19 protein-coding genes and 1 riboswitch are annotated in these 22,471 nt (G+C 69.4%); of the genes, 6 read left to right on the forward strand and 13 right to left on the reverse strand.

Translation table 11 applies throughout. From position 1 onward, the window contains the following. Nucleotides 1-202: 202 nt before the first annotated feature. The 7 genes from HWY45_RS09495 to HWY45_RS09525 all read right to left on the reverse strand — a co-directional run bounded on the left by HWY45_RS09495 (nucleotide 203) and on the right by HWY45_RS09525 (nucleotide 8,581). Complete coding sequence (locus tag HWY45_RS09495) at nucleotides 203-2,314, reverse strand: TonB-dependent receptor (RefSeq protein ID WP_330996074.1); 2,112 nt, start codon at nucleotides 2,312-2,314, stop codon at nucleotides 203-205. Nucleotides 2,315-2,619: 305 nt separating this feature from the next. Then, nucleotides 2,620-3,195 carry an RBBP9/YdeN family alpha/beta hydrolase gene (locus HWY45_RS09500; RefSeq protein WP_059885956.1) on the reverse strand — a complete coding sequence of 192 codons (576 nt, stop codon included), beginning with the start codon at nucleotides 3,193-3,195 and terminating at the stop codon, nucleotides 2,620-2,622. A gap of 26 nt (nucleotides 3,196-3,221) precedes the next feature. Next, complete coding sequence (locus tag HWY45_RS09505) at nucleotides 3,222-4,550, reverse strand: MFS transporter (RefSeq protein WP_059885958.1); 1,329 nt, start codon at nucleotides 4,548-4,550, stop codon at nucleotides 3,222-3,224. Nucleotides 4,551-4,723: 173 nt separating this feature from the next. After that, the gene (locus HWY45_RS09510) at nucleotides 4,724-5,779 is read right to left on the reverse strand and encodes a beta-keto acid cleavage family enzyme (RefSeq protein ID WP_017332050.1); all 1,056 of its coding nucleotides are present in this window, start codon (nucleotides 5,777-5,779) and stop codon (nucleotides 4,724-4,726) included. Nucleotides 5,780-5,823: 44 nt separating this feature from the next. After that, the gene (locus HWY45_RS09515; RefSeq protein ID WP_059560750.1) at nucleotides 5,824-6,672 is read right to left on the reverse strand and encodes a TauD/TfdA dioxygenase family protein; all 849 of its coding nucleotides are present in this window, start codon (nucleotides 6,670-6,672) and stop codon (nucleotides 5,824-5,826) included. Nucleotides 6,673-6,682: 10 nt separating this feature from the next. Then, nucleotides 6,683-7,663 (reverse strand): quinone oxidoreductase family protein, encoded by a 981-nt coding sequence (locus HWY45_RS09520; RefSeq protein ID WP_059885960.1) that lies wholly within the window; start codon nucleotides 7,661-7,663, stop codon nucleotides 6,683-6,685. A gap of 18 nt (nucleotides 7,664-7,681) precedes the next feature. Next, nucleotides 7,682-8,581 carry a universal stress protein gene (locus tag HWY45_RS09525; protein ID WP_059886213.1) on the reverse strand — a complete coding sequence of 300 codons (900 nt, stop codon included), beginning with the start codon at nucleotides 8,579-8,581 and terminating at the stop codon, nucleotides 7,682-7,684. Nucleotides 8,582-8,803: 222 nt separating this feature from the next. Here HWY45_RS09525 and HWY45_RS09530 point away from each other — a divergent pair, with 222 nt between their 5' ends. Further along, entirely contained in the window at nucleotides 8,804-11,506 is a 2,703-nt protein-coding gene (locus HWY45_RS09530) for a helix-turn-helix transcriptional regulator (RefSeq protein ID WP_059885961.1), read from the forward strand. A 311-nt stretch (nucleotides 11,507-11,817) separates the two neighbouring features. After that, a complete protein-coding gene (locus HWY45_RS09535; RefSeq protein WP_059885963.1) occupies nucleotides 11,818-12,942 on the forward strand; it encodes a porin in 1,125 nt (374 codons plus the stop codon). Between the two features lie 365 nt (nucleotides 12,943-13,307). On the opposite strand, the gene HWY45_RS09540 is transcribed toward HWY45_RS09535, so the two are convergent. Continuing rightward, nucleotides 13,308-14,195: a LysR family transcriptional regulator gene (locus HWY45_RS09540; RefSeq protein ID WP_196483088.1), complete on the reverse strand. Its 888-nt coding sequence runs from the start codon at nucleotides 14,193-14,195 to the stop codon at nucleotides 13,308-13,310. A 96-nt stretch (nucleotides 14,196-14,291) separates the two neighbouring features. Between HWY45_RS09540 and HWY45_RS09545 the strand changes: the two genes are divergently transcribed. The 3 genes from HWY45_RS09545 to HWY45_RS09555 all read left to right on the forward strand — a co-directional run bounded on the left by HWY45_RS09545 (nucleotide 14,292) and on the right by HWY45_RS09555 (nucleotide 16,432). Beyond that, nucleotides 14,292-14,900 carry a short chain dehydrogenase gene (locus HWY45_RS09545; protein WP_059885965.1) on the forward strand — a complete coding sequence of 203 codons (609 nt, stop codon included), beginning with the start codon at nucleotides 14,292-14,294 and terminating at the stop codon, nucleotides 14,898-14,900. 132 nt (nucleotides 14,901-15,032) lie between these two features. Next, entirely contained in the window at nucleotides 15,033-15,527 is a 495-nt protein-coding gene (locus tag HWY45_RS09550; protein WP_059885967.1) for a DUF2199 domain-containing protein, read from the forward strand. 200 nt (nucleotides 15,528-15,727) lie between these two features. Beyond that, nucleotides 15,728-16,432, forward strand: a complete 705-nt coding sequence (locus HWY45_RS09555; protein WP_059806795.1) for a glutathione S-transferase N-terminal domain-containing protein — start codon at nucleotides 15,728-15,730, stop codon at nucleotides 16,430-16,432. A gap of 67 nt (nucleotides 16,433-16,499) precedes the next feature. On the opposite strand, the gene HWY45_RS09560 is transcribed toward HWY45_RS09555, so the two are convergent. Continuing rightward, nucleotides 16,500-16,997 (reverse strand): MarR family winged helix-turn-helix transcriptional regulator, encoded by a 498-nt coding sequence (locus tag HWY45_RS09560; protein ID WP_059806798.1) that lies wholly within the window; start codon nucleotides 16,995-16,997, stop codon nucleotides 16,500-16,502. Nucleotides 16,998-17,133: 136 nt separating this feature from the next. Here HWY45_RS09560 and HWY45_RS09565 point away from each other — a divergent pair, with 136 nt between their 5' ends. Next, the gene (locus HWY45_RS09565) at nucleotides 17,134-18,306 is read left to right on the forward strand and encodes an MFS transporter (protein ID WP_059885970.1); all 1,173 of its coding nucleotides are present in this window, start codon (nucleotides 17,134-17,136) and stop codon (nucleotides 18,304-18,306) included. A 33-nt stretch (nucleotides 18,307-18,339) separates the two neighbouring features. On the opposite strand, the gene cobM is transcribed toward HWY45_RS09565, so the two are convergent. Genes cobM through HWY45_RS09585 form a run of 4 tightly spaced genes read right to left on the reverse strand, consistent with a single transcriptional unit; the run spans nucleotide 18,340 to nucleotide 22,157 of the window. Then, nucleotides 18,340-19,068: a precorrin-4 C(11)-methyltransferase gene (gene cobM / locus HWY45_RS09570; RefSeq protein WP_059560723.1), complete on the reverse strand. Its 729-nt coding sequence runs from the start codon at nucleotides 19,066-19,068 to the stop codon at nucleotides 18,340-18,342. Between the two features lie 43 nt (nucleotides 19,069-19,111). Continuing rightward, complete coding sequence (locus HWY45_RS09575; protein ID WP_059885972.1) at nucleotides 19,112-19,843, reverse strand: cobalt-precorrin-6A reductase; 732 nt, start codon at nucleotides 19,841-19,843, stop codon at nucleotides 19,112-19,114. Beyond that, nucleotides 19,840-20,928: a cobalt-precorrin-5B (C(1))-methyltransferase gene (locus tag HWY45_RS09580; RefSeq protein ID WP_059886219.1), complete on the reverse strand. Its 1,089-nt coding sequence runs from the start codon at nucleotides 20,926-20,928 to the stop codon at nucleotides 19,840-19,842. The genes HWY45_RS09575 and HWY45_RS09580 overlap by 4 nt, the downstream gene beginning before the upstream one ends. After that, nucleotides 20,928-22,157: a bifunctional cobalt-precorrin-7 (C(5))-methyltransferase/cobalt-precorrin-6B (C(15))-methyltransferase gene (locus tag HWY45_RS09585; RefSeq protein WP_059886217.1), complete on the reverse strand. Its 1,230-nt coding sequence runs from the start codon at nucleotides 22,155-22,157 to the stop codon at nucleotides 20,928-20,930. Before HWY45_RS09585 ends, HWY45_RS09580 begins: the two co-directional genes overlap by 1 nt. An 89-nt stretch (nucleotides 22,158-22,246) precedes the next feature. After that, nucleotides 22,247-22,438: riboswitch (cobalamin riboswitch) on the forward strand. Nucleotides 22,439-22,471: the final 33 nt, after the last annotated feature.

Consider the following 22,471-nt stretch of genomic DNA (forward strand, 5'->3'; position numbering starts at 1 on the left):
GTCAACAAAAAAGCACGGCGGACAGGATGGGAGTTTCCCTGACAAAACGCCTTCTGGATCGTCGTCGTGCCGGCGCGGCCGTACTTTTGTGTTTAGACGTCAGACAACAAAGAATCGAGAGATAGACCCGGTAAGCGCTGGCCGCGCGGCGCGGCGATCAGCGCAGGCAGTCGATCGAGCGCCTGCGCTGACGGCGGCCGTGTCAGAACCGCATCGTCGCGACGAGTTCCGCCGCGCGCGACGGACCGAGCAGCCACTGCTCGCCACCGTTCGACGTCGTCACCGCGTAGGTGCGATTCGCGAGATTGCGCAGGTACAGCGCGAAATCGGTGCGCGACGTCGCCTGCCACCGCAGCGACGCATCGAACACCGTATACGACGGAATCGACACGCGATTCGCGTCGTCGCCATACGTGGGCCCGACATAGCGCACGCCGGCGTTCGCCTGCCAGCGTTCGGCGAACGCCCAGCCGAGCCACAGGTTCGCGGTCTGCTGCGGCACGTTGGACGGCACGTTGCACGCGCGGGAATGCGCGACGCCGCCGATCGTCTGGTTGAATGCGTCGTAACGCGCGCGCAGCAGCGCGACGTTCGCGTCGACCGTCACGCCGCGCGGCAGCCGCGCCCCGCCCGTCAGCTCGACGCCGCGCGACGACTGCCGGCCGACCTGCTGGCGCAGCGCGGGATTGAACGGATCGGTGCTCAGGAGGTTGCGCTTCGTGATGTCGTAGACGGCGAACGTCCAGTACGCGCGGCCGTCGAAGAGCGTCTGCTTGACGCCCGCTTCCCACTGCTCGCCGGTCGCCAGCCGGAAGTTCGCCTGCGACGCGGACAGCGTCACGAGCGAGCCGAGCCCTTCCGCCCCCGTCGTGTACTGCGCATAGGCGGTGAGCGTCGGCGCGATTTCATAGACGAAGCCCGTGCGCCAGCCGAGATGCGCGAAATGCTTGTCGAAGCCGGCGCCGGTTGCCGCCTGCTCGCGGTGGTACGCGATGTGGTCGTAGCGCAGCCCGCTCACCCACGCGACGCGCGGCAGCAGTTCGAGACGGTTCTCGGCAAACACGGCCGCCTGGCGCGTGCGGGTGCGGAACTGCGGCACCGTCGGGTCCGGGCTCGTGAATGCGCCGGGATCGAAGCCGTGCGCGTTCACCGTCGATTCGCCGCCGTACGGCGAATTGTTGATCCCTTCGAACGTGATCTGGTTGAACTCCGTGCCGACGACGAAGCGGTTCGCGCGGCCGAACAGCTGCCCGTCGACGCGCGCGCTCAGCCGGTCGCCCACCTGCCGCTGGTGATGGTGGAGTTCGAGGTAGTCGCCGCGCGTGACGCGGCCGGTCGCGGCATCCAGCGCATACGCTTCCGCGTTGCGCCAGTGGCGATTGGACGTCAGGTAGTAGAACTGGTTGTCGATCGTCACGCCGGCGGCCGGCCGATAGGTGGCGGACAGCCGCGTCCACTGGTCGTAGTACGTGATCGTCGCGTCGCCGACGTTGTAGTTGACCTTGCGCAGCGTCGAATCGAGCACGCCGTTCGGGGCCGGCACGCCGAAGTACGTCGCCGGCATCTGGCGGCCGTAGTCGTAATCGAGCGTCAGCGTGAGGCGCGGGCTCACGTCGAACTTCAGCGCGCCGCCGAACGCGGTCGTGTGCGTATCGGCCCGTTCGGCGAGGCCGTTTGCGCGCGCGTCGCTCACGTAGAAGCGGTACGACAGGCGCGGGCCGAGTGCGCCCGTCGTATCGAATCCGACGCGCTTCGCGCCGTCGGCGCCGATGCCCGCTTGCAGCGTGGTCTCGCGCGTGCGCTGCGGACGCTTCGGCACGACGTTCACGACGCCGCCGATCGCCCCTTCGCCATACAGCACCGACGCCGGGCCGCGCAGCACCTCGATGCGATCGACCGACCACGTATCGAACGGGAACGTGATCGTGCCCGCAGCCGGCAGCAGCCGGACGCCGTCGAGCAGCGTCATCACCGATTCCTGGCCGCCGAAGCCGCGCACGCTGAGCGCGGTGCCGCCGTTGCCGGGCGCGGCCGCGTTGGTGAAACCGGTCGCACGCGTGACGGCGTCGAGAACCGTGCGGTCGCCGCGCGCCTCGATCGCATCGGCCGTGACGGTTTCGACGCTGGCCGGCGTGTCGAGGCTCGCGAGACCGAGCCGCGAGCCGGTTTCGAGCGGTTGCGTGAGCGGATCAAAGGGGACGTTTCGTGCGGTGACGTTGATCGTCGGCAGCGCGTGCGGGTCGTCTCGTGCGGCGGCGGGTTCGGCAGGTTCGACGGCGAGCGCGCCGGACGCCGCCATCGCGCAGGTCAGCATCGTCGTGCATCGGCGTCGGGCTCGCGCGCTCCAGGCGGCGTTGCGCAGGTGCGGCCTCGCCTGCCGCCGTTCGCCCCGTGCCGGCGGTCGTTTCGTTTTCGTCACGTCTGGTCGATCTTCGTGTGGTTACCGTCGCGTGCCAGGGGTGCCACGAGGTCGGGGCACGCCGGGCGGCGACGCGGATCGAGGATGATATTTCATATCATCAGACGTTGTCAGGTGATTGTCAGGTCTCGGGCACGCGTGATCGAGATCGACAGGTCATGGCCGGGCAACCGTTCCTACTCCAGGCCGGCGTCGGCGCATCAATGCCCGCCCGGCGCCAGCAATTCGGCAATCAACGCGGCCGCGCCCGGCCACTCGCCATAACCGGAAGCCGGGTTCAGATGGCCGACCTCGCCAAGATCGACGAGCCGGCTGCCCCACCCGGCCGCCAGCGCTTCCACGCGTTCGAACCGCGCCAGCGGATCGTTGCGGCTCGCGGCGACGAGGCTCGGAAACGGCAGCCGCTGCGTCGGCACGGGCGTCCAGCCGTGTGCGTCGAGCGCCTCCATCGTCGGATAGCCGTCCGGCATCGGCTCATCCAGATCGGCCGGCGTCGCGAGCAGCGCGCCTCGAATCGCGCGCGTCGCCTGCCGCGCCCAGTGCACGGCGATCATCACGCCCGCGCTGTGCGCGACGAGGACCACCGGGCCGTCGATGGCCGCGAGCGCGGCATCGAGCGCCGCGACCCGCGCGGCGCGGCTGAGCTTGTCGCGTTCGAGCGGCGCGACCGAGCGCGCGTTCGGCAGGCGCCGTTCGAGATGGGTCTGCCAGTGGTCTTCGACGTGATCGCGCAAGCCGGGCACGATCAGGATGGTGGGCGTTTTCGCCAGGGTCATGCAGCCTCCAGGGGAACCAACGGAAATCAGGAATGAACGGACGCGCGCCGGCTACGTTCTGCGCGTGCGAGATCGGCCACATAGCTCGCGCGCCCGATCGAGAAGACCGCCGCGGCCGCGAGCGGCACGACGGGAATCCATTGCAGCGCGACACCGAGCCCCACGTGATCGGCGACCCAGCCGGTCAGCAGCGGCCCGGGCGCCATGCCGAGCAGGTTGTTCGCGAGCGTGAGCGTCGCGAATGCCGACGCGTGGATCGCGGCGGGCGTCAGGTTCGCGACCATCGCGCCCGATGCGCCGGACGCGCCCGCGCCGACCAGCATCCCGACGCCGATCAGCGCGAGCTGCAGCGGCCCGGGCGGCAGCCGGAACGCGAGCGCGAGGCTGCCGCACGTCAGCAGGCAATAGGTGATCGCGGTCAGCCACTTGCGTGCGCCGTCGGCCTTGCCGATCCGGTCGGTGACGATCCCGCAGCCGACCATCCCGATGCCGGCGATCAGCACGAAGCCCGCCGCGAGCACCGCGGCCCGGTCGGGCGCCATCGCGTAGTCGCGGTTCAGGTAGCTCGGCAGCCACGCGAACAGCGCGCCCGGCACGAACAGGTGCAGCCCGCTGCCGATGTACGCGCAGATCACCGAGCGCGATGAAAACAGCCCCGTCATCAGCGCGCGCAGGCTGCCGCGCACGTCGCGCGGCGCATCCGGGCCGCGCCGGCACGGCTCGGGCCGGCACGCGGCGAGCCGCCGCTCGGTGACGGCGCAGCGGTACGCGACCAGCAGCACGAGCCCGAGCGCGGCCATCACGCCGAACGACCAGCGCCAGCCGAGGTGCGCGCCGACCACGCCGCCGAGCGCCATCCCGAACACCGAGCCGAACGCACCGCCGGCCATGAACGCGCCGGTCAGCGTCGCGCGCAGATGCACCGGAAAGATGCTCAGGATCAGCGCGATGCCGACGCTGCCGTACGCGGCCTCGCCGAGCCCGACGAACCCGCGCGCGACGAGCATTTCCGTGTAGTGGGTCGACAGCGCGCAGCCGAGCGTCGCGACGCTCCACAGCGCAGCCATCAGCACGATGCTGCGCACGCGTCCGAAGCGGTCGGCGAGCACCGACAGCGGAAACGTCAGCACGCCGACCAGCAGCGCGACGATCCCGCTCAGCGAGCCGAGCTGCGTATCGGTGAGCCCCCACGCGTGCTTCAGCAGCGGAAACACCGCGTTCAGCACCTGACGCGACATGTAATCGGACAGCAACAGGCCGACGGTCAGCCCGAACACGAGCCACGCGAATGCGGGCGCGCGGCCGCGAACCTCGGCCACGCCCTGCATCGACGGCTCGACATGATGGATCAGCATGCGTGTCTCCTCCGGTGCCGGACGCAGTGATGCGCTAGCGCGTCGGCACGGTTTGCGCGGCCCCGCTCCGTTTGCCGGAGTCCGCCCTGCGCGGTGCGCGCAGGGTGGGTGCCGCACGCTGAATGTTCGGCGGACGGCGGCCGCAGCGGCCATCCGCCCGGATGTGCGCCGCGTCAGGCCGCGCGCAGGGGCACGTTCACCTGGCCCGGCCGGCGGTTCGGCGCCATGCCGAGCTGCGCGAGCGTCTCGTCGACGCCGTCGTACTGCACGCCGATCCGGTAGATCGCCTTCGCCTCCCGGCCGGTCGCGATCTCGCGGCCGAGTTCGCGCGCGATCCGCGCGCACTGCTCGACCTGCTGCACCGACGTCATCCGGTTGCCCTTCTGGTCGATGATCGTGTCCTCGATCCCGCAGCGCGGATGCAGCCCCATCGCCATCGCGATCGTGTTGATCGGCAGCACGTTCTTCATCAGCGATTCGAGCGTGATGCACGCGCCGTCCGGGCAGCGCCGCACGAACTCCATGAAGTTGTACGGGTTCGGGCCGTCGAAGCCGCCGCCGATGCCGACCCACGTGACGTTCAGCGGGCCGCGATAGACGCCGCGGCGGATCATCCGCTCGAGCGTTTCCAGCGAATGCATGCCGGTGAGCTGGAAATGCGGCTGGATGCCGGCCGCCTGCAGCCGGCGCAGATGCTCCTCGACCCAGCCGGGGCCGGCCGGCACGGTCATCTCGCGATACGCCTCCCAGTACGCGGCTTCGTTCAGCGACGTGCCGGCGATGTCGCGGCGGTTCATCAGCTCGGTGATGTTCATCTGCACCGTGTTGATCGCGACCGTCACCTGGTCGGGCTTCGGGCTCAGCTCGGCGAGCATGTGGCGCGTGTCGTCGGACAGCCACTTCGCCTCCGCGCCGTCGCCTTCCGGCGCGAACGAGATCGAGCCGCCCACCTGCAGGATCATGTCGGGCACCGCGTCGCGCAGCCGGCCGAGCAGCTCGTTGAACTTCGACAGCCGCTTGCTGCCCTTGCCGTCCGGTTCGCGCACGTGCAGGTGCAGCACGGTGGCGCCCGCGTTGTAGCAGTCCACGGCCTTCTGCACGTGCTCGTCCATCGTCACCGGGATGTCTTCGGGGAAATCCGCCGGCATCCATTCGGGGCCGTACGGCGCGACCGTGATCACCACCTTGTCCTGGTTTTCCGGGTGCAGCGAATCGTCGAGAAATTGCATGTCGTCCTCCAGTTTGAATCGTCGTATGCGGGGGCGTGGCGGGCTCAGAACGGCGCGTCGCCGACGATCCCCGCGCGTTCCATCCTGCGCACGCACGGCGGGTAGTCCATCACCGCGTAGTGCTGGGTGCTGCGGTTGTCCCAGAGCGCGACGCTGTTCTTCCGCCAGCGCCAGCGCACCTGGTATTCGGGGATCTGCGCCTGGCTGACCAGGTACTGCAGCAGCTGGCCCGCGCCCGGGTTCGCGTCCTGCCCGAAGCGCACGCGCTCGGGCGTATGGAAATTCGTGAAGTGCGTCGTGAACGCATTCACGTACAGCACCTTTTCGCCCGTTTCGGGGTGCGTGCGCACGACCGGGTGCTCGGCGTCCGGGTACTGCGCCTTCAGCGCGAGCCGCTTGTCGATCGGCATCGCCGCGCCGAAGCTTGCCTCGATGCTGTGCCGCGCGCGCAGCCCGTCGATCTGCTGCTTCACGTGCGCGGGCAGGTTCTCGTAGGCGAGCACCATGTTCGCCCACAGCGTGTCGCCGCCGACCGGCGGGCACTCGACGCAGCGCAGCACGCAGCCGAACGGCGGCGCCACGCGCCAGCTCGCGTCGCTGTGCCACGCGTTCTCGTAGCGGTCGTTCGGCTGGTCCGGCGACTTGTAGATCCGCACGAGGCCCGGATGCTCGGGATCGCTGCCGGCGACCGGGTGATCCTCCAGCTCGCCGAAGCGCCGCGCGAACGCGACGTGCTCGGCGCGCGTGATGTCCTGGTCGCGCAGGAACAGCACGCGGTGGGTCAGCAGCAGCGCGCGGATCTCGGCGAACAGGCCGTCGTCGTGCACGGCATCGGCGAGGCTGACGCCGTGCAGTTCCGCGCCGATCGCGCAGGTGAGCGGTTCGACTCGCATGGCCGCCTCCTCAGATCTCGAAGACCGACGAACCCGTGGTCCGGCCGCTCTCCAGGTCGCGATGCGCGCGCGCCGCGTCCTCGAGCGCGTAGCGCTGGTTGATCTCGATCCGGATCCGGCCGGCGGCGACATGGCCGAACAGCTCGCCCGCCAGTTCCGCCTTCTCGGCCGGATCGGCGATGTAGTCGGCGAGCGCCGGGCGCGTCAGGTAGAGCGACCCCTTCATCGCGAGCAACTGCGGATTGAACGGCGGAATCGGGCCCGACGCGGTACCGACGCACACCATCAGCCCGCGGCGCTTGAGCGCATTCAGCGACGCGTCGAAGGTGTCCTTGCCGACGCTGTCGAACACGACGTCGACGCCCCTGCCGTCGGTCAGTTCGCGCACGCGCTGCGCGATGTCCTCGCGGCGATGGACGATCACGTGGTCGCAGCCGTGCGCCCGCGCGATATCCGCCTTCGCGTCGCTCGATACCGTGCCGATCACGGTCAGGCCGAGCAGCTTCGCCCATTGCGACACGATCAGGCCGACGCCGCCGGCCGCCGCGTGCAGCAGGATGCTGTCGCCTGCCTTGAACGCGTGGATGCGGCGCAGCAGGTAGGCGGCGGTGAGGCCGCGCATCGTCATCGCGGCCGCCGTGTCGCACGCGATCGCGTCGGGCAGCCGGATCAGCGGCGCGGCCGGCACCAGGCGCTCGGTGCTGTACGCGCCGAGCGTGTCGAGGAAGCCCGTATAGGTCACGCGATCGCCGACCGCCACCTGCGTGACGCCCGCGCCGACGGCCTCGACCACGCCCGCCGCCTCGACGCCGATGCCGGACGGCAGCGGCACCGGATACAGGCCGCTGCGGAAATAGGTGTCGGCGAAATTCAGCCCGACCGCGGCGTGCTTCACGCGCACCTGGCCAGGCCCCGGCTCGCCCACCTCGACGGTTTCCCGGCGCAGCACTTCCGGGCCGCCCGTCTCGTGAAATCGCACTGCATGTGCCATGTCTGTCTCCGTGGTAGATCAGTCGGATGCGCGTCGCGCATCGTCGGTTTCGTTTGTATTCGTGTTCATGTCGGCGGGCGGGCCCGCGTCGAGGGCCGCCCAGTCCGCGTCGCTCAGGTAGCGCCGCGCAGCCGGGAAGATCACGCCCTCCTTGCGTCCCATCTGTTCGAAGACGCCGCGCGCATAGCGCGCGAGCGCCGCGTCGAACGCAGCGGCCCCGGCCTGCGGCGGCACGTCCTCCGCCATGCCCGCCAGTGCATCGAGTGCCTGCGCGTCGCGCCGCTGCTGGCGCGCCAGTTCGTCCAGCTCCGCCGCCACGCACTCGGTGCGCGCGCGCAGCATCGCGAACAACTGCGCCTCCGTGACGTCGCCGCGATCGGGCCGTTGCTTGCCGGCGAGATCCGCGAGCACGCGCCGCATGGCGGCCGCGCGCTGCTCGGGTTCGCCGGTTGCGGCGCCGCATCGCATCAGCGCATGCAGCAGCGCGGCGACCGCGCGATGCGCGTCGAGACAGCGGGCGATCACCCGCGCCGCCGCCGGCGGCGAGGCCGCACACACGAGCACCGGCACGGCGCTCGCCGCGAGCAGGTCGTGTAGTCGCGCGCCCGCCGCCGCGTCGGCGCTGCCCGGCAGTGCGGCCACGCAGATCAGGTCGCAGCCGTGGCGGCCGGCCAGTTCGTCGAGCGTCGCGCCGTCCGCCGACGCAATCGCATGCGACACCCCCTGCGCGCGGGCGGCCGCTTCCACTTTGGCACCCTGCTCCGCGGCCTGCGCTCCGGGTAAATACGGGCCCGGCGCGGCGCCGGCCAGCACGAACGTGATGCGCGCGCCGATCGCGCGGGCCAGTTCGAGCGCATGGCCCACCGCGTCGATGCCGCCGGGCGCGCACTCGACCGTCACGAGCAGGTGGCGATACATCGCGCGGCTCACCCGGCGCGCGGCACGCCGGCCGGCGTGGCGGTGAAGTCTGTCGGCATGGCATGCTCCTCGTGCTTGTGTCGGAACCCATGCTATCGACGCGGCGCGGTACCGGCCCCACTCGCGACGGGGGGGATTGACGCGCGCGGCGGGTTCGGCCGATCCTTCCCCCACGATCCACACCGGACGCCGGCCCTGCCCGGCTGCCGACCTGCTCCCCCGATGGCCCACCCTGCGACCCGCGACGACACCGCCCCCACCGAGCTGGTACTGAAGACGACCGCGCCGCGCGTATCCGCGCAGCTTGTCGCGCGCGCACGGCTGAGCCTGTCGGCGGCAGGTTTCGGCGATCGCCAGGTGACGCTCGTGCAGGCGCCGGCCGGCTACGGCAAGACGTCGCTGCTCGCGCAATGGCGCCGCGAATACCTGGCGCTCGGCCATGCGGTCGTCTGGCTGTCGGCGGACGAGCGCGACGACGCGCCGCGCCTGCTGCAAGGGCTCGTGCAGGCCGTGCGCACCGGCTGCGCGCGCCCCGGCTTCGGCCGCCTGATCGCGAGCGGCGCGCTGGACGCGGCGCGCGCGCTCGAAGGCGTGACCGCGTGGCTCGCCGAGGTCGCGCAGCTGTCGATCGATGCGCTGCTGATCGTCGACGAAGCCGAGCGGCTGCCCGCCGCCGGCCTCGACGCGCTGACCTACGTGCTGCACAACGCGCCGCAGAACCTGCGCGTCGTGGCGGCCGCGCGGCGCGGGCTCGACCAGGCCGCGGGCGACCTGCTCGCGGGCGGGCAATGCACGCTGGTCGGCGCCGACTGGTTGAGGTTCACGCTCGACGAGACGATCGCGCTGGTGACCGGCCGCTTCGCGCAGCGGGTCGACGCCGACGCGTGCGCGCGCCTGTTCGAGCTTGTCGACGGCTGGCCGCTCGGGCTGCAGCTCGCGATGGCGGCGATGGCGCGCGCGGCCGACCCGCGCCAGGCCGTCGATGCGCTCGCCGCGCGCGCGGGCGGCACCCGCGACCGGCTCGTCGAGCTGCTGCTCGCGAACCTGTCGGCGGACGACACGGCGTTCCTCACGCGCATCAGCGTCGTCGACCTGCTGCACCCGGCGTTGTGCGACGCATTGCTCGGCAGCGGCGACGCGCCCGCGCGCCTCGCCCGGCTCGCGCGCGACACGCCGCTGTTCATCGCATCGGACGACAGCGACTGGTGCCGGCTCCATCCGCTCGTGCGCGACGCGCTGCGCGACCGCCTCGCGGCGTGGCCGGACGCGGAGCGCGACGGCCTGCACGCGCGCGCGGCCGACTGGCTCGACGCGCACGGGATGACCGGCGAGGCCGCGCGGCACGCGTATGCGGCCGGCCGGCTCGATACGGCCTATGCGCTGGCGCGGCGCTGCCTCGAGGATGCGCTGAAGGCCGGCCGCATCAACGACGTGCTCGACTGGCTCGAACGCCTGCCCGACGCCGAGCTCGACCAGCGCCCGCCGCTGCGGATCGCCGTGGCGTGGGCGCTCGCGCTCGGCGAGCGGCACGTCGAGGCGCAGCGGCAGATCGACGGCATCCTCGCCGCGCCCGACACGCCGAGCGCGATGCGTTACGAATGCGCGCTGATCCTGAGCGCGGCCGCGTATTACGCGGACGAGATCGACCGCTTCGTCGAGCTGTTCGAGCCGTGGGCCGCATTCGTGCCGCCCGCCGCGTCATGGCTTGCACAGATGCACGCCAACCGGCTGTCGGCGCGCGCGATCATCCTCGGCGAGCCCGCGCAGGCGCGGCGTTTCCAGCAAGGCGCGCCGCGCGGCGAAACCGCGGCCGGGTTCGGCTACGTCGCGCGCTGGGGCGAGCTGATCGCGGGCTTCAGCTACCTGTCCGAAGGGCAGCCGCAGCTGGCCGACGACGTGCTCGCCCCGGCGCTGACCCGCGCCGAAGCGGACCTCGGCCGCCGCCATCCGCTCACCTGCATGTTCGCGGCGCTGTGCGCGGCGATCGCGTACGAGTCGGACCGGGTCGACCAGGCCGCCGCGCTGCTCGCGAACCGGCTCGACGTGCTCGAGCATTCGGGCATTCCGGATACGGTGCTGCTCGGCTACTGCACCGCCGCGCGCATCGCGCTGCTGCGCGGCGTCGAGCATCGCGCGATCGACCTGCTCGAGGCGCTGGACGCGATGGGCGTCGCGCGGCGGCTGCCGCGCCTGTCGGTCGCGAGCCTCGCCGAGCAGGTGCGGATACATGCGGCGCGTTACCGCGAGGCGACCTGCCATGCGCTGGTCGAGCGGATCGACGCGATCGCGGCCGCCGCGTTTCCCGCGCACGGGCCGCTGTGGCGGCGGCCGGTGGTGCTGCTGCAGGCCACCGCGCATGCCGGGGCCGCGCTCGCGGCCCGCCGCTGGGACGACGCCGACGCGGCGCTCGACGAGGCCGCCGTGCTCGCGCGCGAGATGAACGTCGGCCGCGCGCGCATCGAGATCATGGCGCTGAAGGCGTTCGCGCTCGAGCAGTCGGGCCGCGACGGCCGCGCGCTGCTGGTCGAGGCGATCAACCTCGCCGACGTGTTCCGTCTCACGCGCACGCTCGCCGACACGCACCCGGCCGTCGCCGACTGGGTGCGGCGCGTCGGCGACGAGGACGCCGCGCTCGGCGGCCACGCGCAGCATGCGTTGCCGACGCCGCGCATCGTGCCGCCGGCGCCCCGCGCGGCGGCCGGGCCGCGCGCGGTGCCGAGCGTCGTGCTGACGCCGAAGGAGCGCGCGATCCTCGAGCTGCTGGCGCGGAACCTGTCGAACAAGGAGATCGCGGTGGCGCTCGCCGTCGGCGAGGAAACCGTGAAGTGGCACCTGAAGAACCTGTTCGGCAAGCTCGATGCGAGCTCGCGCAAGCACGCGGTGCGCCGCGCGCTCGTGCTCGGGCTGCTGGAAAGCGCGTCCTAGCTCCTCCCCGCCTCATTTCGCTTCTCCGAAACCCTGCCCCCCGCGCGTGGGGGGGAATGCCCGTCCGTCGTTGCGTAGTCTTTCCCGCATGACGCAACAGGATGTCGCCCGCGACGTCCGCCCGACGGAGCCGTTCCATGCCGCACTTCGAGTCCTTCGCTGATTCCGCTGATTCCGCTGATTCCGCTGATTCCGCTGATTCCGTGCGCCGCATCGACGGGTGCCGGTTGCGTGCCGCCTGACACGTTTCATGCATCGCCCCGGGCGGGCTCGATCCCGTCCGGAGATAACACGATCCCTGGAGACTTTCGATGAAGACGAAACTGGCCGCGCTCGCCGCGCTTGCCGCCTGTTCGGCGGGCGCGCACGCGCAATCCTCCGTGACGCTGTACGGCGTGATCGACACCGGCCTGCTGTACCAGAGCACGTCGGCCGCGTCGTTCAGCCCGAACGCGCCGAACACCGGCAAGGTGTTCCGGATGAAGGACGGCGGCATCTATTCGAGCTTCTGGGGAATCAAGGGGCGCGAGGACATCGGCGGCGGCTATGCGATCAACTTCAAGCTGCAGGGCTCGTTCGACAGCGGCACCGGCCGGCTGCAGCTGAGCGACACGCCGGGCGCGGTCGCGATTTTCAACCAGGTGGCGTCGGTGGGCGTGTCGGGGCCGTTCGGCACGTTCAATGCAGGGCGGCAGATCGTGCCGATGATCTATGCGATGGCCGACACGGACGTGCGCAATGCGCAGTTCTTCGGCAGCATCCTGACCGCATGGCTCGGGATCAATACCGCGGCCGGGTGGCCCGGTACGAGCACCAACGGCGCGATCGGCGCGCTGTATGACAGCAATGCGCTCGTTTATCAGTCGCCGACGTTCGGCGGCGTGTCGGTTGCGCTCGAGTTCGCGCCGGGCGGCGTCGCCGGGCAATTTCAGGGCGGCACGCGCGAGTCGGTCGTGGTCAAGTATGCGAATTACGGGCTGAACGTCGCGGCTGTTTACTACAACGGCCATGATGCGAATCCGGCGCCGGGGTCGACGCCGACCGGTGTGAACAACAACCGGTTCGTGTACGTCGGCGCGAAGTACACGCGTGATGCGTTCTCGGTGTCCGCGTCGTATGCGAACGGCAAGAATCCCGCGCATTCGGATCGGGCGAACTTCGACATGATGTCGGCGGGCGTCGGGTATCGCTTCACGCCCGCATTGCAGATGACGTCGGCCGTGTATTACCTGAAGGACCGCAATCGGTCGGCGAACAAGTCGACGTCGATCGTGCTCGGGGCTGATTACAGCCTGTCAAAGCGCACGATGGTCTATGCGCAGGTCGGTCATGTGAACAACCGCGGCACGATGGATCAGATGCTCGTGTATGGGCAGCCGGTTGCGCCTGGGGTGGGGACGACGGCGGGGATGATTGGGTTAAGGCACAACTTTTGACGGAGGTGTCCGGCGGTGACGCGTCGACCGCCGTATTTCGACGCCGGATTGCCGACCATCGATGCAATACCGACACACATGGATGTCGCGCACCGCCCCTTCTCTGCCGCTCACCCAGGGCGCTTCCAGGCTGAAGTGAGAGGAACAATGGCCCTCGATGAGATTCAAAGCCGTTCGTTGAACGTCCAGTGCCTCAAACGCGCTGCTTGCGCGCGCCTGATCCAATTCAAAATGGAGAATCGGCAGAAACGCCGTCCTTGATAAATGAGGCACTGAGCTGCAAGCCGGTTTCAGTTGAATACCACCAAGCGCTCGAAGCGACCCACATGGGCCGCGTCGTTGGACGAAAAATGGCATGCACCGCATCAATTTGAGACAGCATCTGCAATGACGCCTGTCAGCCATTGTCGGGATACGATACCTGCGGCCCTACGATGCCAGCCCACGGCCACATCAAACCGCAGCGGCAGAGCCTTCATGTCGATTACCTGAAAATCGCCAGTCGATGCAATCGCCGAGGGCACAAACGCCACGGCATCGTTGACGGACATGAATGCCTGCAATGACGTATAGCACGGCATTGTCGCAACGACTCGGCGTTTTATATTCCTGGCGTCAAGAAAGTCGCCTATGCGATTTCCAAGGTTTCCGGGGCTGCTCGAAAAATCGACATGCGGGAATCGCGAAGTGTCCTCAAGGCAGCTAATTTTGTCGGTTAGCGATGAATTTCTCCCCACTACGCAGCAATAATGGTCCTGTCTAATTTTTGTGCGAATTAATCCGTCATCAACGTAATCCGAAAACCCAATTACCAGGTCGGCCTCACCATTTGCGAGTGTCTGGAAATGTTGCGACGGATTGAAGTCTATAATGTCAAGCCTGATCTTTGGCGCAAGCCTGGCGAGCTTTAGCGATAGCTTGGGGATGATTGAAAGTTGTGAATACTCGTTGGCTATAATCGTGAAGACCTGTTTGCTTGCAAGCGGGTCAAAAGGAAAATCGCCGAATATGGCGTCAACGTCATCGATGATTTTCTCAATCTTCGCTGCCAACTCGTAGGCGTATTCGGTCGGCTGCAAGCCCGCACTCAGGCGCAGAAATAGTTCTTGAGGGAAAATCTCCCGCATACGTTTCAGGTATGCGCTCACCGCTTGCTGGGAAATATCCAGCTTACGGGCCACCTTTGATACGTTCCTTTCTCGGACTAGATGCAGCAAGACGCGCATGTGCCGGATGTCCAGCTTTTCCACCATGATGCGTTGTATCTCATACAATAAGATGATGATATGAATTGTATCATTGCGCGCCTAGAATTGGGTTTTCGGCAAATCGACGATTAAGGCGACGACATGAAAACGGTCATCCTCATTGGCGCCCAAGGAAAAATGGGCCAAGCTGCACTGACAGGTCTCAAGAGCCACAAGCTCATTACCGCCAGCCGTTCTGGTGAAGGCTGCGACTATATGGTGGATATTACTAGGAAAGATTCGATCAAGGCGCTTTTTGAAGTGGTCGGCCATTTCGACGCCGTCGTCAATACCGTGGGGTATTGCGAATATGCTAATTTCAGCGAAATGACGGATGAACAGTGGGATGCCACCATCCAAAGCAAACTTCTCGGCCAAATCAATCTGGTGAATGTGGGCCTGAACTACATTAACGATGGCGGCTCGTTCACCCTGATCTCCGGCATTCTTAATATGAAGCCTATTCCTCTGGCAATCGCTGATGCGACTACCAGCGGTGCCATTGACACCTTCGTACAATGCGTTGCGCACGAGCTTCCCCGTGGCATCCGCATTAACGTTGTAAATCCGACAGTTCTGGAAGAAGCGTGGGATGTTTACGGCGAAATGATGCCGGGCTTCCAGCCTGTGCCGAGCACGCTGGTTGGTAAGGCATTCGAGCGGTCCGTTGACGGCTTTATCACGGGGAAAGTGCTGGTCGTGGACGCATAATACGGTCCCGGCCTATGATGAAACGCCAGCATCGGCCGGCCTGACGGTCCGGCCGATGCTGGCGAGCGATCTGGATGCGGTCTCGCACATTCAGTGTGAAGCCTACAAAGAGGCTTCTTAGAGCCGGATGAGATGTTGCGCGGTAAAACTCACCACGGCATTCCGAGCTTTGTCGCTCCGGCACCTTTCAGCTATTACCAAATCCCGGACGAAGAAAGAGCGCATCGCTGCTCGCTCGGCAGCGACGACTGCGTGATCGACGAAACCCTGTTCTTCGTCCGCGGCAACATCGAGATACCCGTGCACGGCTTCGCCGAGCCGTTCACGTGGGGCGTATGGCTCTCCGTCAGCGAAGCGAGTTTTCAGGAGTGGGTCAGGACATTCCACGTTGCAAAGCGATCGCACGTGGGTCCGTTCTTCGGCTGGCTCAACACGCAGTTGTCCGTCTATCCGGATACGATCAATCTGAAGACGATGGTGCATCTGCGCAATGACGGCATCCGTCCGTATGTCTCAGTCGAACCCACCGACCACCCGCTGGCATTGGAGCAACGCCACGGCATTTCGCGCGAACGGGTTGCGCAGATCTATCGCGACGTCACGCATCCCGACGACTCGGCGCGATAGCCACGCCACGGCGCGGCACATCGGCCCCGTTTATACCCACCACCAGCAACAATCTCCCGAATCAGCTACAGTGGCCCCTTTGGCGCGCCCCGCCGCGCCCGCCCTCGCGTGCCGCCGCCGCTCCCGCTTCCGCGAACGGCCCGCCACGCGCGGCGGCGCAGCGGATCGCAGATGATTCACCCCGACGAGCGAATCCTGTCATGCCCGATCTGTCCGCCTTCCCGATCACGCAAAAGTGGCCGGCCCAGCATCCCGACCGCCTCCAGCTCTACTCGCTGCCGACGCCGAACGGCGTCAAGGTGTCGATCATGCTCGAGGAAACCGGCCTGCCGTACGAGCCGCACCTGGTGAGCTTCAGCACCGACGACCAGCTGTCGCCGGCGTTCCTGTCGCTGAACCCGAACAACAAGATCCCGGCGATCATCGACCCGAACGGCCCGGACGGCAAGCCGCTGCCGCTGTTCGAATCCGGCGCGATCCTGATCTATCTCGCCGACAAGACCGGCCAGCTGATCCCGAAGGATCTCGCGCGCCGCTACGAGACGATCCAGTGGGTGATGTTCCAGATGGCCGGGATCGGCCCGATCTTCGGGCAGGTGGGCTTCTTCCACAAGTTCGCGGGCCGCGACTACGAGGACAAGCGTCCGCGCGATCGCTACGTCGACGAATCGAAGCGCCTGCTCGCGGTGCTCGACGCCCGCCTCGCCGATCGCCAGTGGGTGATGGGCGATGACTACACGATCGCCGACATCTCGATCTTCCCGTGGGTGCGCAACCTGATCGGCTTCTACGAAGCGGGCGACCTGGTCGGCTTCAGCGAATTCCGCCACGTTGCGCGCGCGCTCGACGCGTTCGTCGCCCGCCCGGCCGTTGCACGCGGCCTCAACATTCCGGCGCGTACCTGACGCGCACGGCCGGCCCCGCGTTCATCGCGGCCGGCAGGATGCCAACCCGCCGCGCGATGCGGCGGGATTAACCCCCTTCCTCGCCCAATCCCCCCAGCAGCTTGCCCAGCAGCCGCGCGAGCTGCGCCTGCTCCGCCGCCGACAGCGCCGCCAGCAGCGCGCGCTGGTTGTCGATGTGTGCGACGACCGCGTCGTCGATCAGCGCGCGGCCGGCGTCCGTCAGCGCGACGAGCGTGCCGCGCCCGTCGGCCGGATTCGGCCGGCGCTCGACCCACCCCGCCTTCTGCAGCCGGTCGATGCGCGCGGTCATCCCGCCCGACGACATCATCAGCGCGTCGTACAGCGCCGTCGGCGTCAGCGCGAACGGCGCGCCGCTGCGGCGCAGCGTCGCCAGCACGTCGAATTCGCCCGGCTGCATCCCGTAGCGCTCGAACAGCGGATTGAGACGGTCGCGCGCGATCACGAGCGCCGCTTCCTGCAGCCGCCCCATCACGAGCATCGACGACGCGTCGAGATCCGGGCGCTCCACGCGCCATTGCGCGACCGCGTGCTCGGCCCGATCCACTCGGTTCATTAACCCTCCTCGGCGAACAAGTTATCTTGACGTCGAGATAAATCGGCATTTATCTTGACGTCGAGACAATCTACACGAAAACGCGCGACGTCGGTGTCGACGCCGCGCACGACCTGAGGGCCATACGATGCATCGCTTCACTTCCCCCGGATGGCGGCTCGCCGCCATCGTCCTCGTCGGGCTGAACCTGCGCCCGGCGCTCGCCGCGGTCGGCCCGCTGCTCGACATGATCCAGCGCGCGACCGGCATCGGCGACAGCACTGCGAGCCTGCTGACGACGATCCCGATCGTGCTGATGGGCCTCGGCGCACTCTGCGCGCGGCGGCTGCAGCGCGCGACCGGCATCGCGGGCGGCGTGTCGCTCGGCATCGCGCTGATCGGCATCGCGTGCGCGGCGCGCGTCGGCGCGCAGCAGGCGTGGCTGCTGCTGGCCAGCGCATGCTGCGCGGGGTTGGGGATCGCGATGGTGCAGGCGCTGCTGCCCGGTTTCGTGAAGGCGAATTTCTCGACGCGGGTGGGCGGCGTGATGGGCATCTATTCGACGTCGATCATGGGCGGCGCGGTGCTCGCGAGCGTCGCGGCGCCGCTGGCGGCCGCGCGCTGGGGCTGGCTCGCGGCGCTCGCCGGCTGGGCGCTGCCGGCCGTCGTCGCCGCGCTTGCATGGCCGGTGGCGAGCCGCGGCGGCACGGCCATCGCGGCCGCGTCGCCGCTCGGCGCGCGGCCGTCGCGTTCGCCGCGCGCGTGGCGGCTCGCGCTGTTCTTCGGGATCGCGACCGGCGCGTACACGCTGGTGCTCGCGTGGCTGCCGCCGTATTACATGCGTCTCGGCTGGTCGCCCGCCGCGGCCGGCGGGCTGCTCGGCGGCGTCACGCTGGCGGAGGTGGTGGCGGGCTTGACGGTGTCGGCGACGATCGATCGCGTGCCCGATCGCCGGCCCGCGCTGCTCGCGGCGATCGCGGCGCTGTTCGTCGGGCTCGTGCTGATGCTCGCCGCGCCGCAGGCGCTGGCGCTGCCGGTCGCGCTGCTGATGGGCGCGGGCATCGGCGCGCTGTTCCCGCTGTCGCTGATCGTCACGGTCGACCATGCGGCCACGCCCGCCGACGCCGCGTCGCTGACGGGCTTCGTGCAGGGCGTCGGCTACCTGATCGCGGGGCTGTTCCCGTTCGCGGCGGGCGTGGTGCGCCAGCATCTCGCGGACCTGACGCCCGCATGGGCCGCGATGGCGTGCCTGTGCGTCGTGCTATGCGCGCTGGCTGCCGGCTTCGGGCCGCAGGTCGCGCGGCGTGTTGCGCGCGCGTGAGCGCAGGCGAACGTTCGACGGCGGGCGCGCGACCTACTCGGCGCTCGCGTAAAGCGTCGAATCGGCGAACCCTTCGGCATCGAGCACGCGCCCGATCAGAATCAACGCAGTGCGCTCGATCTGCGTGCCCTGCACCTTCGCGACGATATCGCCGAGCGTGCCGGTGACGCGCGTCTCGTCCGGCCAGCTCGCGCGGTAGATCACCGCGACCGGGCAGTCGGGCCCGTAGTGCGGCAGCGTCTCGTCGACGATGCGCGCGAGATGCCGCACGCCGAGATGGATCGCGAGCGTCGCGCGATGCGCGGCGAGTGCGCCGAGCGCCTCGCCTTCGGGCATCGTCGTCTTGCCTGCGTAGCGCGTGAGGATCACCGTCTGCGCGATGCCGGGCAGCGTCAGCTCGCAGCCGAGCGTCGCCGCGCACGCGGCGGTGGCCGTCACGCCCGGCACGATTTCATACGGAATCCCGAGCGCTTTGAGCCGGCGGATCTGCTCGCCGATCGCGCCGTACAGCGACGGGTCGCCGGAATGCACGCGCGCGACGTCCTGCCCTTTCGCATGCGCCTGCGCGAGCAGCGCGACGATCGCGTCGAGATCGAGCTCGGCCGTGTTGACCACCTGCTCCGCGCGATGGCCGTCGAGCACGGCCGCGGGCACGAGCGAGCCCGCATACAGGATCACCGGGCACGTGCGCACGAGGCGCTGGCCCTTCACCGTGATCAGCTCCGGGTCGCCGGGACCCGCGCCGATGAAATACACCGTCATCGAAAATACTCCGTCAATGGATGGGCGGCCGGGTTGCGCGCCGTCACGCGCGCAAGCCCGGATCGAGCGCATCGAGCAGCGCGTCGGCCGAGTCGAATTCGCGGTCGACGTCGGGCAGCGGCGGCCGGCGCAGCATCACGACCGGCAGCCGGCGTTCGCGCGCGACGTCCAGCTTCGCCTCGGTCGCGGCGCCGCCGCTGTTCTTGCTGACGACTACGTCGATGCCCGCGAGCGCGAACAGCGCGCGTTCGCCGTCGAGCGTAAACGGCCCGCGCGCGGCGACGATCTGTGCGTGCGCGTTGCCCGGATGCGGATCGAGGCAGCGCACGAGCCAGAACTGGTGCGGCGGGATCGCATCGAGATGCGCGAGCGGCTCGCGGCCGAGCGTGAACAGCGGCCGCCGGAACGGCGCGAGCGCGGCTTCGATGCCGGCCCAGTCGTCGGCCATCCGCCAGTCGTCGCCCGGCTGCGGCTGCCACGGCGCGCGGCGCAGCGCCCAGCACGGCACGCCCGCGTCGCGCGCGGCGGCGGCCGCGTTCGCGCTGATGCGCGCCGCATAAGGATGGGTCGCGTCGATCACGAGGCCGATGCCGGCGTCGCGCAGATAGGCGGCCAGGCCGGCCGCGCCGCCGAAGCCGCCGACCCGGACCTCGCACGCGAGATCGGCCGGCACCTTGCCGAGCCCGGCGAGACTGTACACGTCGCGCGGGCCGAGTGCGCGCGCGATCTTCAGCGCATCGCCGGTGCCGCCGAGCAGCAGGATGCGCGCGCTCATCGCGCGACCCCGACGAAGCGGCCCTGCCGGTCGATCGCGAACATCTCGACGGCGACCGATGCGGGCACGATGTCGCGCGCGACGGCGAGCGCTTGCGCGCAGACGAGGTCGCCGAGCTGCACGCCGTCGGCAAGCGCGAGCTTCAGCGCTTCCTGGCTCGTGTTCGCGGCGCGCATCGCGGCCTGCAGCGCGTCGCTCGCGCCGGCTTCGGCCGCCCATTGCGCGAGCAGCGGCAGGTCGATGCTCGAATGGCGGCTGTGCAGGTCGAGATGGCCGGCCGCGAGCTTGCTGAGCTTGCCGAAGCCGCCGCACATCGACAGCCGCGCGATCGGCGCGCGCCGCAGATGCTTCAGCACCGCGCCCGCGAAATCGCCCATCTCGATCAACGCCATGTCGGGCAGCTGATAGTGCGCGCGCATCGCGTCCTCGCTCGCGTTGCCGGTGCACGCGGCGATGTGTTCGATGCCGTTCGCGCGCGCGACGTCGATGCCCTGGTGGATCGACGCGATATAGGCGGAGCACGAGAACGGCCGCACGATGCCGGTCGTGCCGAGGATCGACAGCCCGCCGACGATGCCGAGGCGCGGGTTCATCGTCTTCAGCGCGAGCGCCTCGCCGCCCTCGACGCCGATCGTCACGTCGAAGCCGCCCGCATAGCCGTGCCCGGCCGCGAGCGCTTCCAGGTGGGACGTGATCATCTGGCGCGGCACCGGGTTGATCGCCGGTTCGCCGACCGGCAGCGTGAGCCCCGCGCGCGTGACCGTGCCGACGCCGGGCCCCGCATGGAAGCGCACGCCGGGCGCCGCCGCGAGCGCGACGCGCGCGAACACCAGTGCGCCGTGCGTGACGTCCGGATCGTCGCCGGCATCCTTGATCGTGCCGGCTTCGGCGCCCTCGGCGGCGAGCCTGCAGAATTCGAGACGCATCATCACGCGCTGGCCCTTGGGCAGCACGATCTCGACCGCGTCGTCCGCCGCGCCCGTCAACAGCAGCCGCGCGGCCGCCAGCGACGTCGCGGTCGCGCAGCTGCCGGTCGTGTAGCCGAAGCGCAGCGGCGCCGGCTGTTCGGGGGTTTCGTCGCGCATCATGCCGCCGCGTCGGGTGCGCCAGGCGCGGGCTTGCGCGTGTCGTACAGCGTGACGGGCAGCGCCTGCCGCCAGGTGTCGAAGCGGCCGAGCGGCTCGGCCTGCGCGAGCGACACGCGCGTGAGCGTGCCGCCGTGGCGCTCGCGCCACGCGGCGAGCGCCATTTCACCCTGCAGCGTGACGGCGTTCGCGACGAGGCGGCCGCCGGGCTTCAGCGCCGACCAGCACGCGTCGAGCACGCCGGGCACGGTCGCGCCGCCGCCGATGAAGATCGCGTCGGGCGCGGCGAGCCCCGCGAGCGCGTCGGGCGCGCGCCCGGCGACGAGCTGCAGGCCCGGCACGCCGAGCGCGTCGCGATTGTGCTCGATGAAGCGCTGCCGCTCCGCGTGCGACTCGATCGCGATCGCCTGGCACGACGGATGCGCACGCATCCATTCGATGCCGATCGATCCGCAGCCGGCGCCGACGTCCCACAGCAATTCGTCCGGCGCGGGCGCGAGGCGCGCGAGCGTCAGCGCGCGCATGTCGCGCTTGGTCAGTTGCCCGTCGTGGCGATAGGCGTCGTCGGGCAGGCCCGGCGTCAGCGCGCGCCGCGGCGCGTCGGGCGCCGCACGGCAGTCGATCGCGACGAGGTTCAGCGCCGCGGTTTCGTCGACGGACCACGCATCCGCGATGCCGTCGACCCGGCGTTCGAGCGGGCCGCCGAGATGCTCGAACACGCTGATCCGGCTCGGCCCGAAGCCGCGCGCGGCCAGCTCCGCCGCGACGGCGGCCGGCGTGCGGCCGTCCGCGCTCAGCACGAACAGGCGCCGGCCCGGCAGCAGGTGGCGCGCGAGCGTCGCGAGCGGCCGGCCGACCAGCGACACCGCGCCGACGTCCTGCAGCGCCCAGCCGAGGCGCGCGGCCGCCAGCGACAGCGACGACGGCGCGGGCAGCACCCGCCACTCGCCGGGAGAAAGCCGGCGCGCGAGCGTCGCACCGACGCCGAACAGCATCGGGTCGCCGCTCGCGAGCACGCACACGGGCGCATCGCGGCGCGCGAGCACGCCCGCGACGTCGAACGGCTGCGGCCAGGCCTCGCGCGCGGCCGTGACCCGCGCGGGCAGCATGTCGAGGTGCCGTGGCGCACCGATCACGCGCGTCGCATCGAACAGCGCGCGCCGCGCGGCGCGGCCGAGCCCCGAATAACCGTCGTCGCCGATGCCGACCACCGTCAGCCACGCCGTCATGCGCCCTTCTCCATCGTTCGATTCCGTCATGTTGCTGCACGCGGCCGCCATGACGCCGCGCATAGGTCTTCGTTGCGAAAAAAGGCATAATACAGCGTTCGTTCGCCGGTGCCCCTCGGGGCCGAAGAGGGAACACAGGGCGCGCACCGCGCCGCTGTGGCTGCCCCCGCAACTGTAGGCAGCGAGCCCGTCTCCACCTTGGCGCCACTGGCTAGTCCGGGAAGGCCCGGAGCGGGCGTCGACCTGTCAGCCAGGAGACCTGCCGGCCTGAAAGTGCGTGCGTGCCAGCCGGCATCGGGCGGGGTGTACCGATG

The organism is Burkholderia stagnalis, from assembly GCF_902830275.1.
Classification (GTDB): domain Bacteria; phylum Pseudomonadota; class Gammaproteobacteria; order Burkholderiales; family Burkholderiaceae; genus Burkholderia; species Burkholderia stagnalis.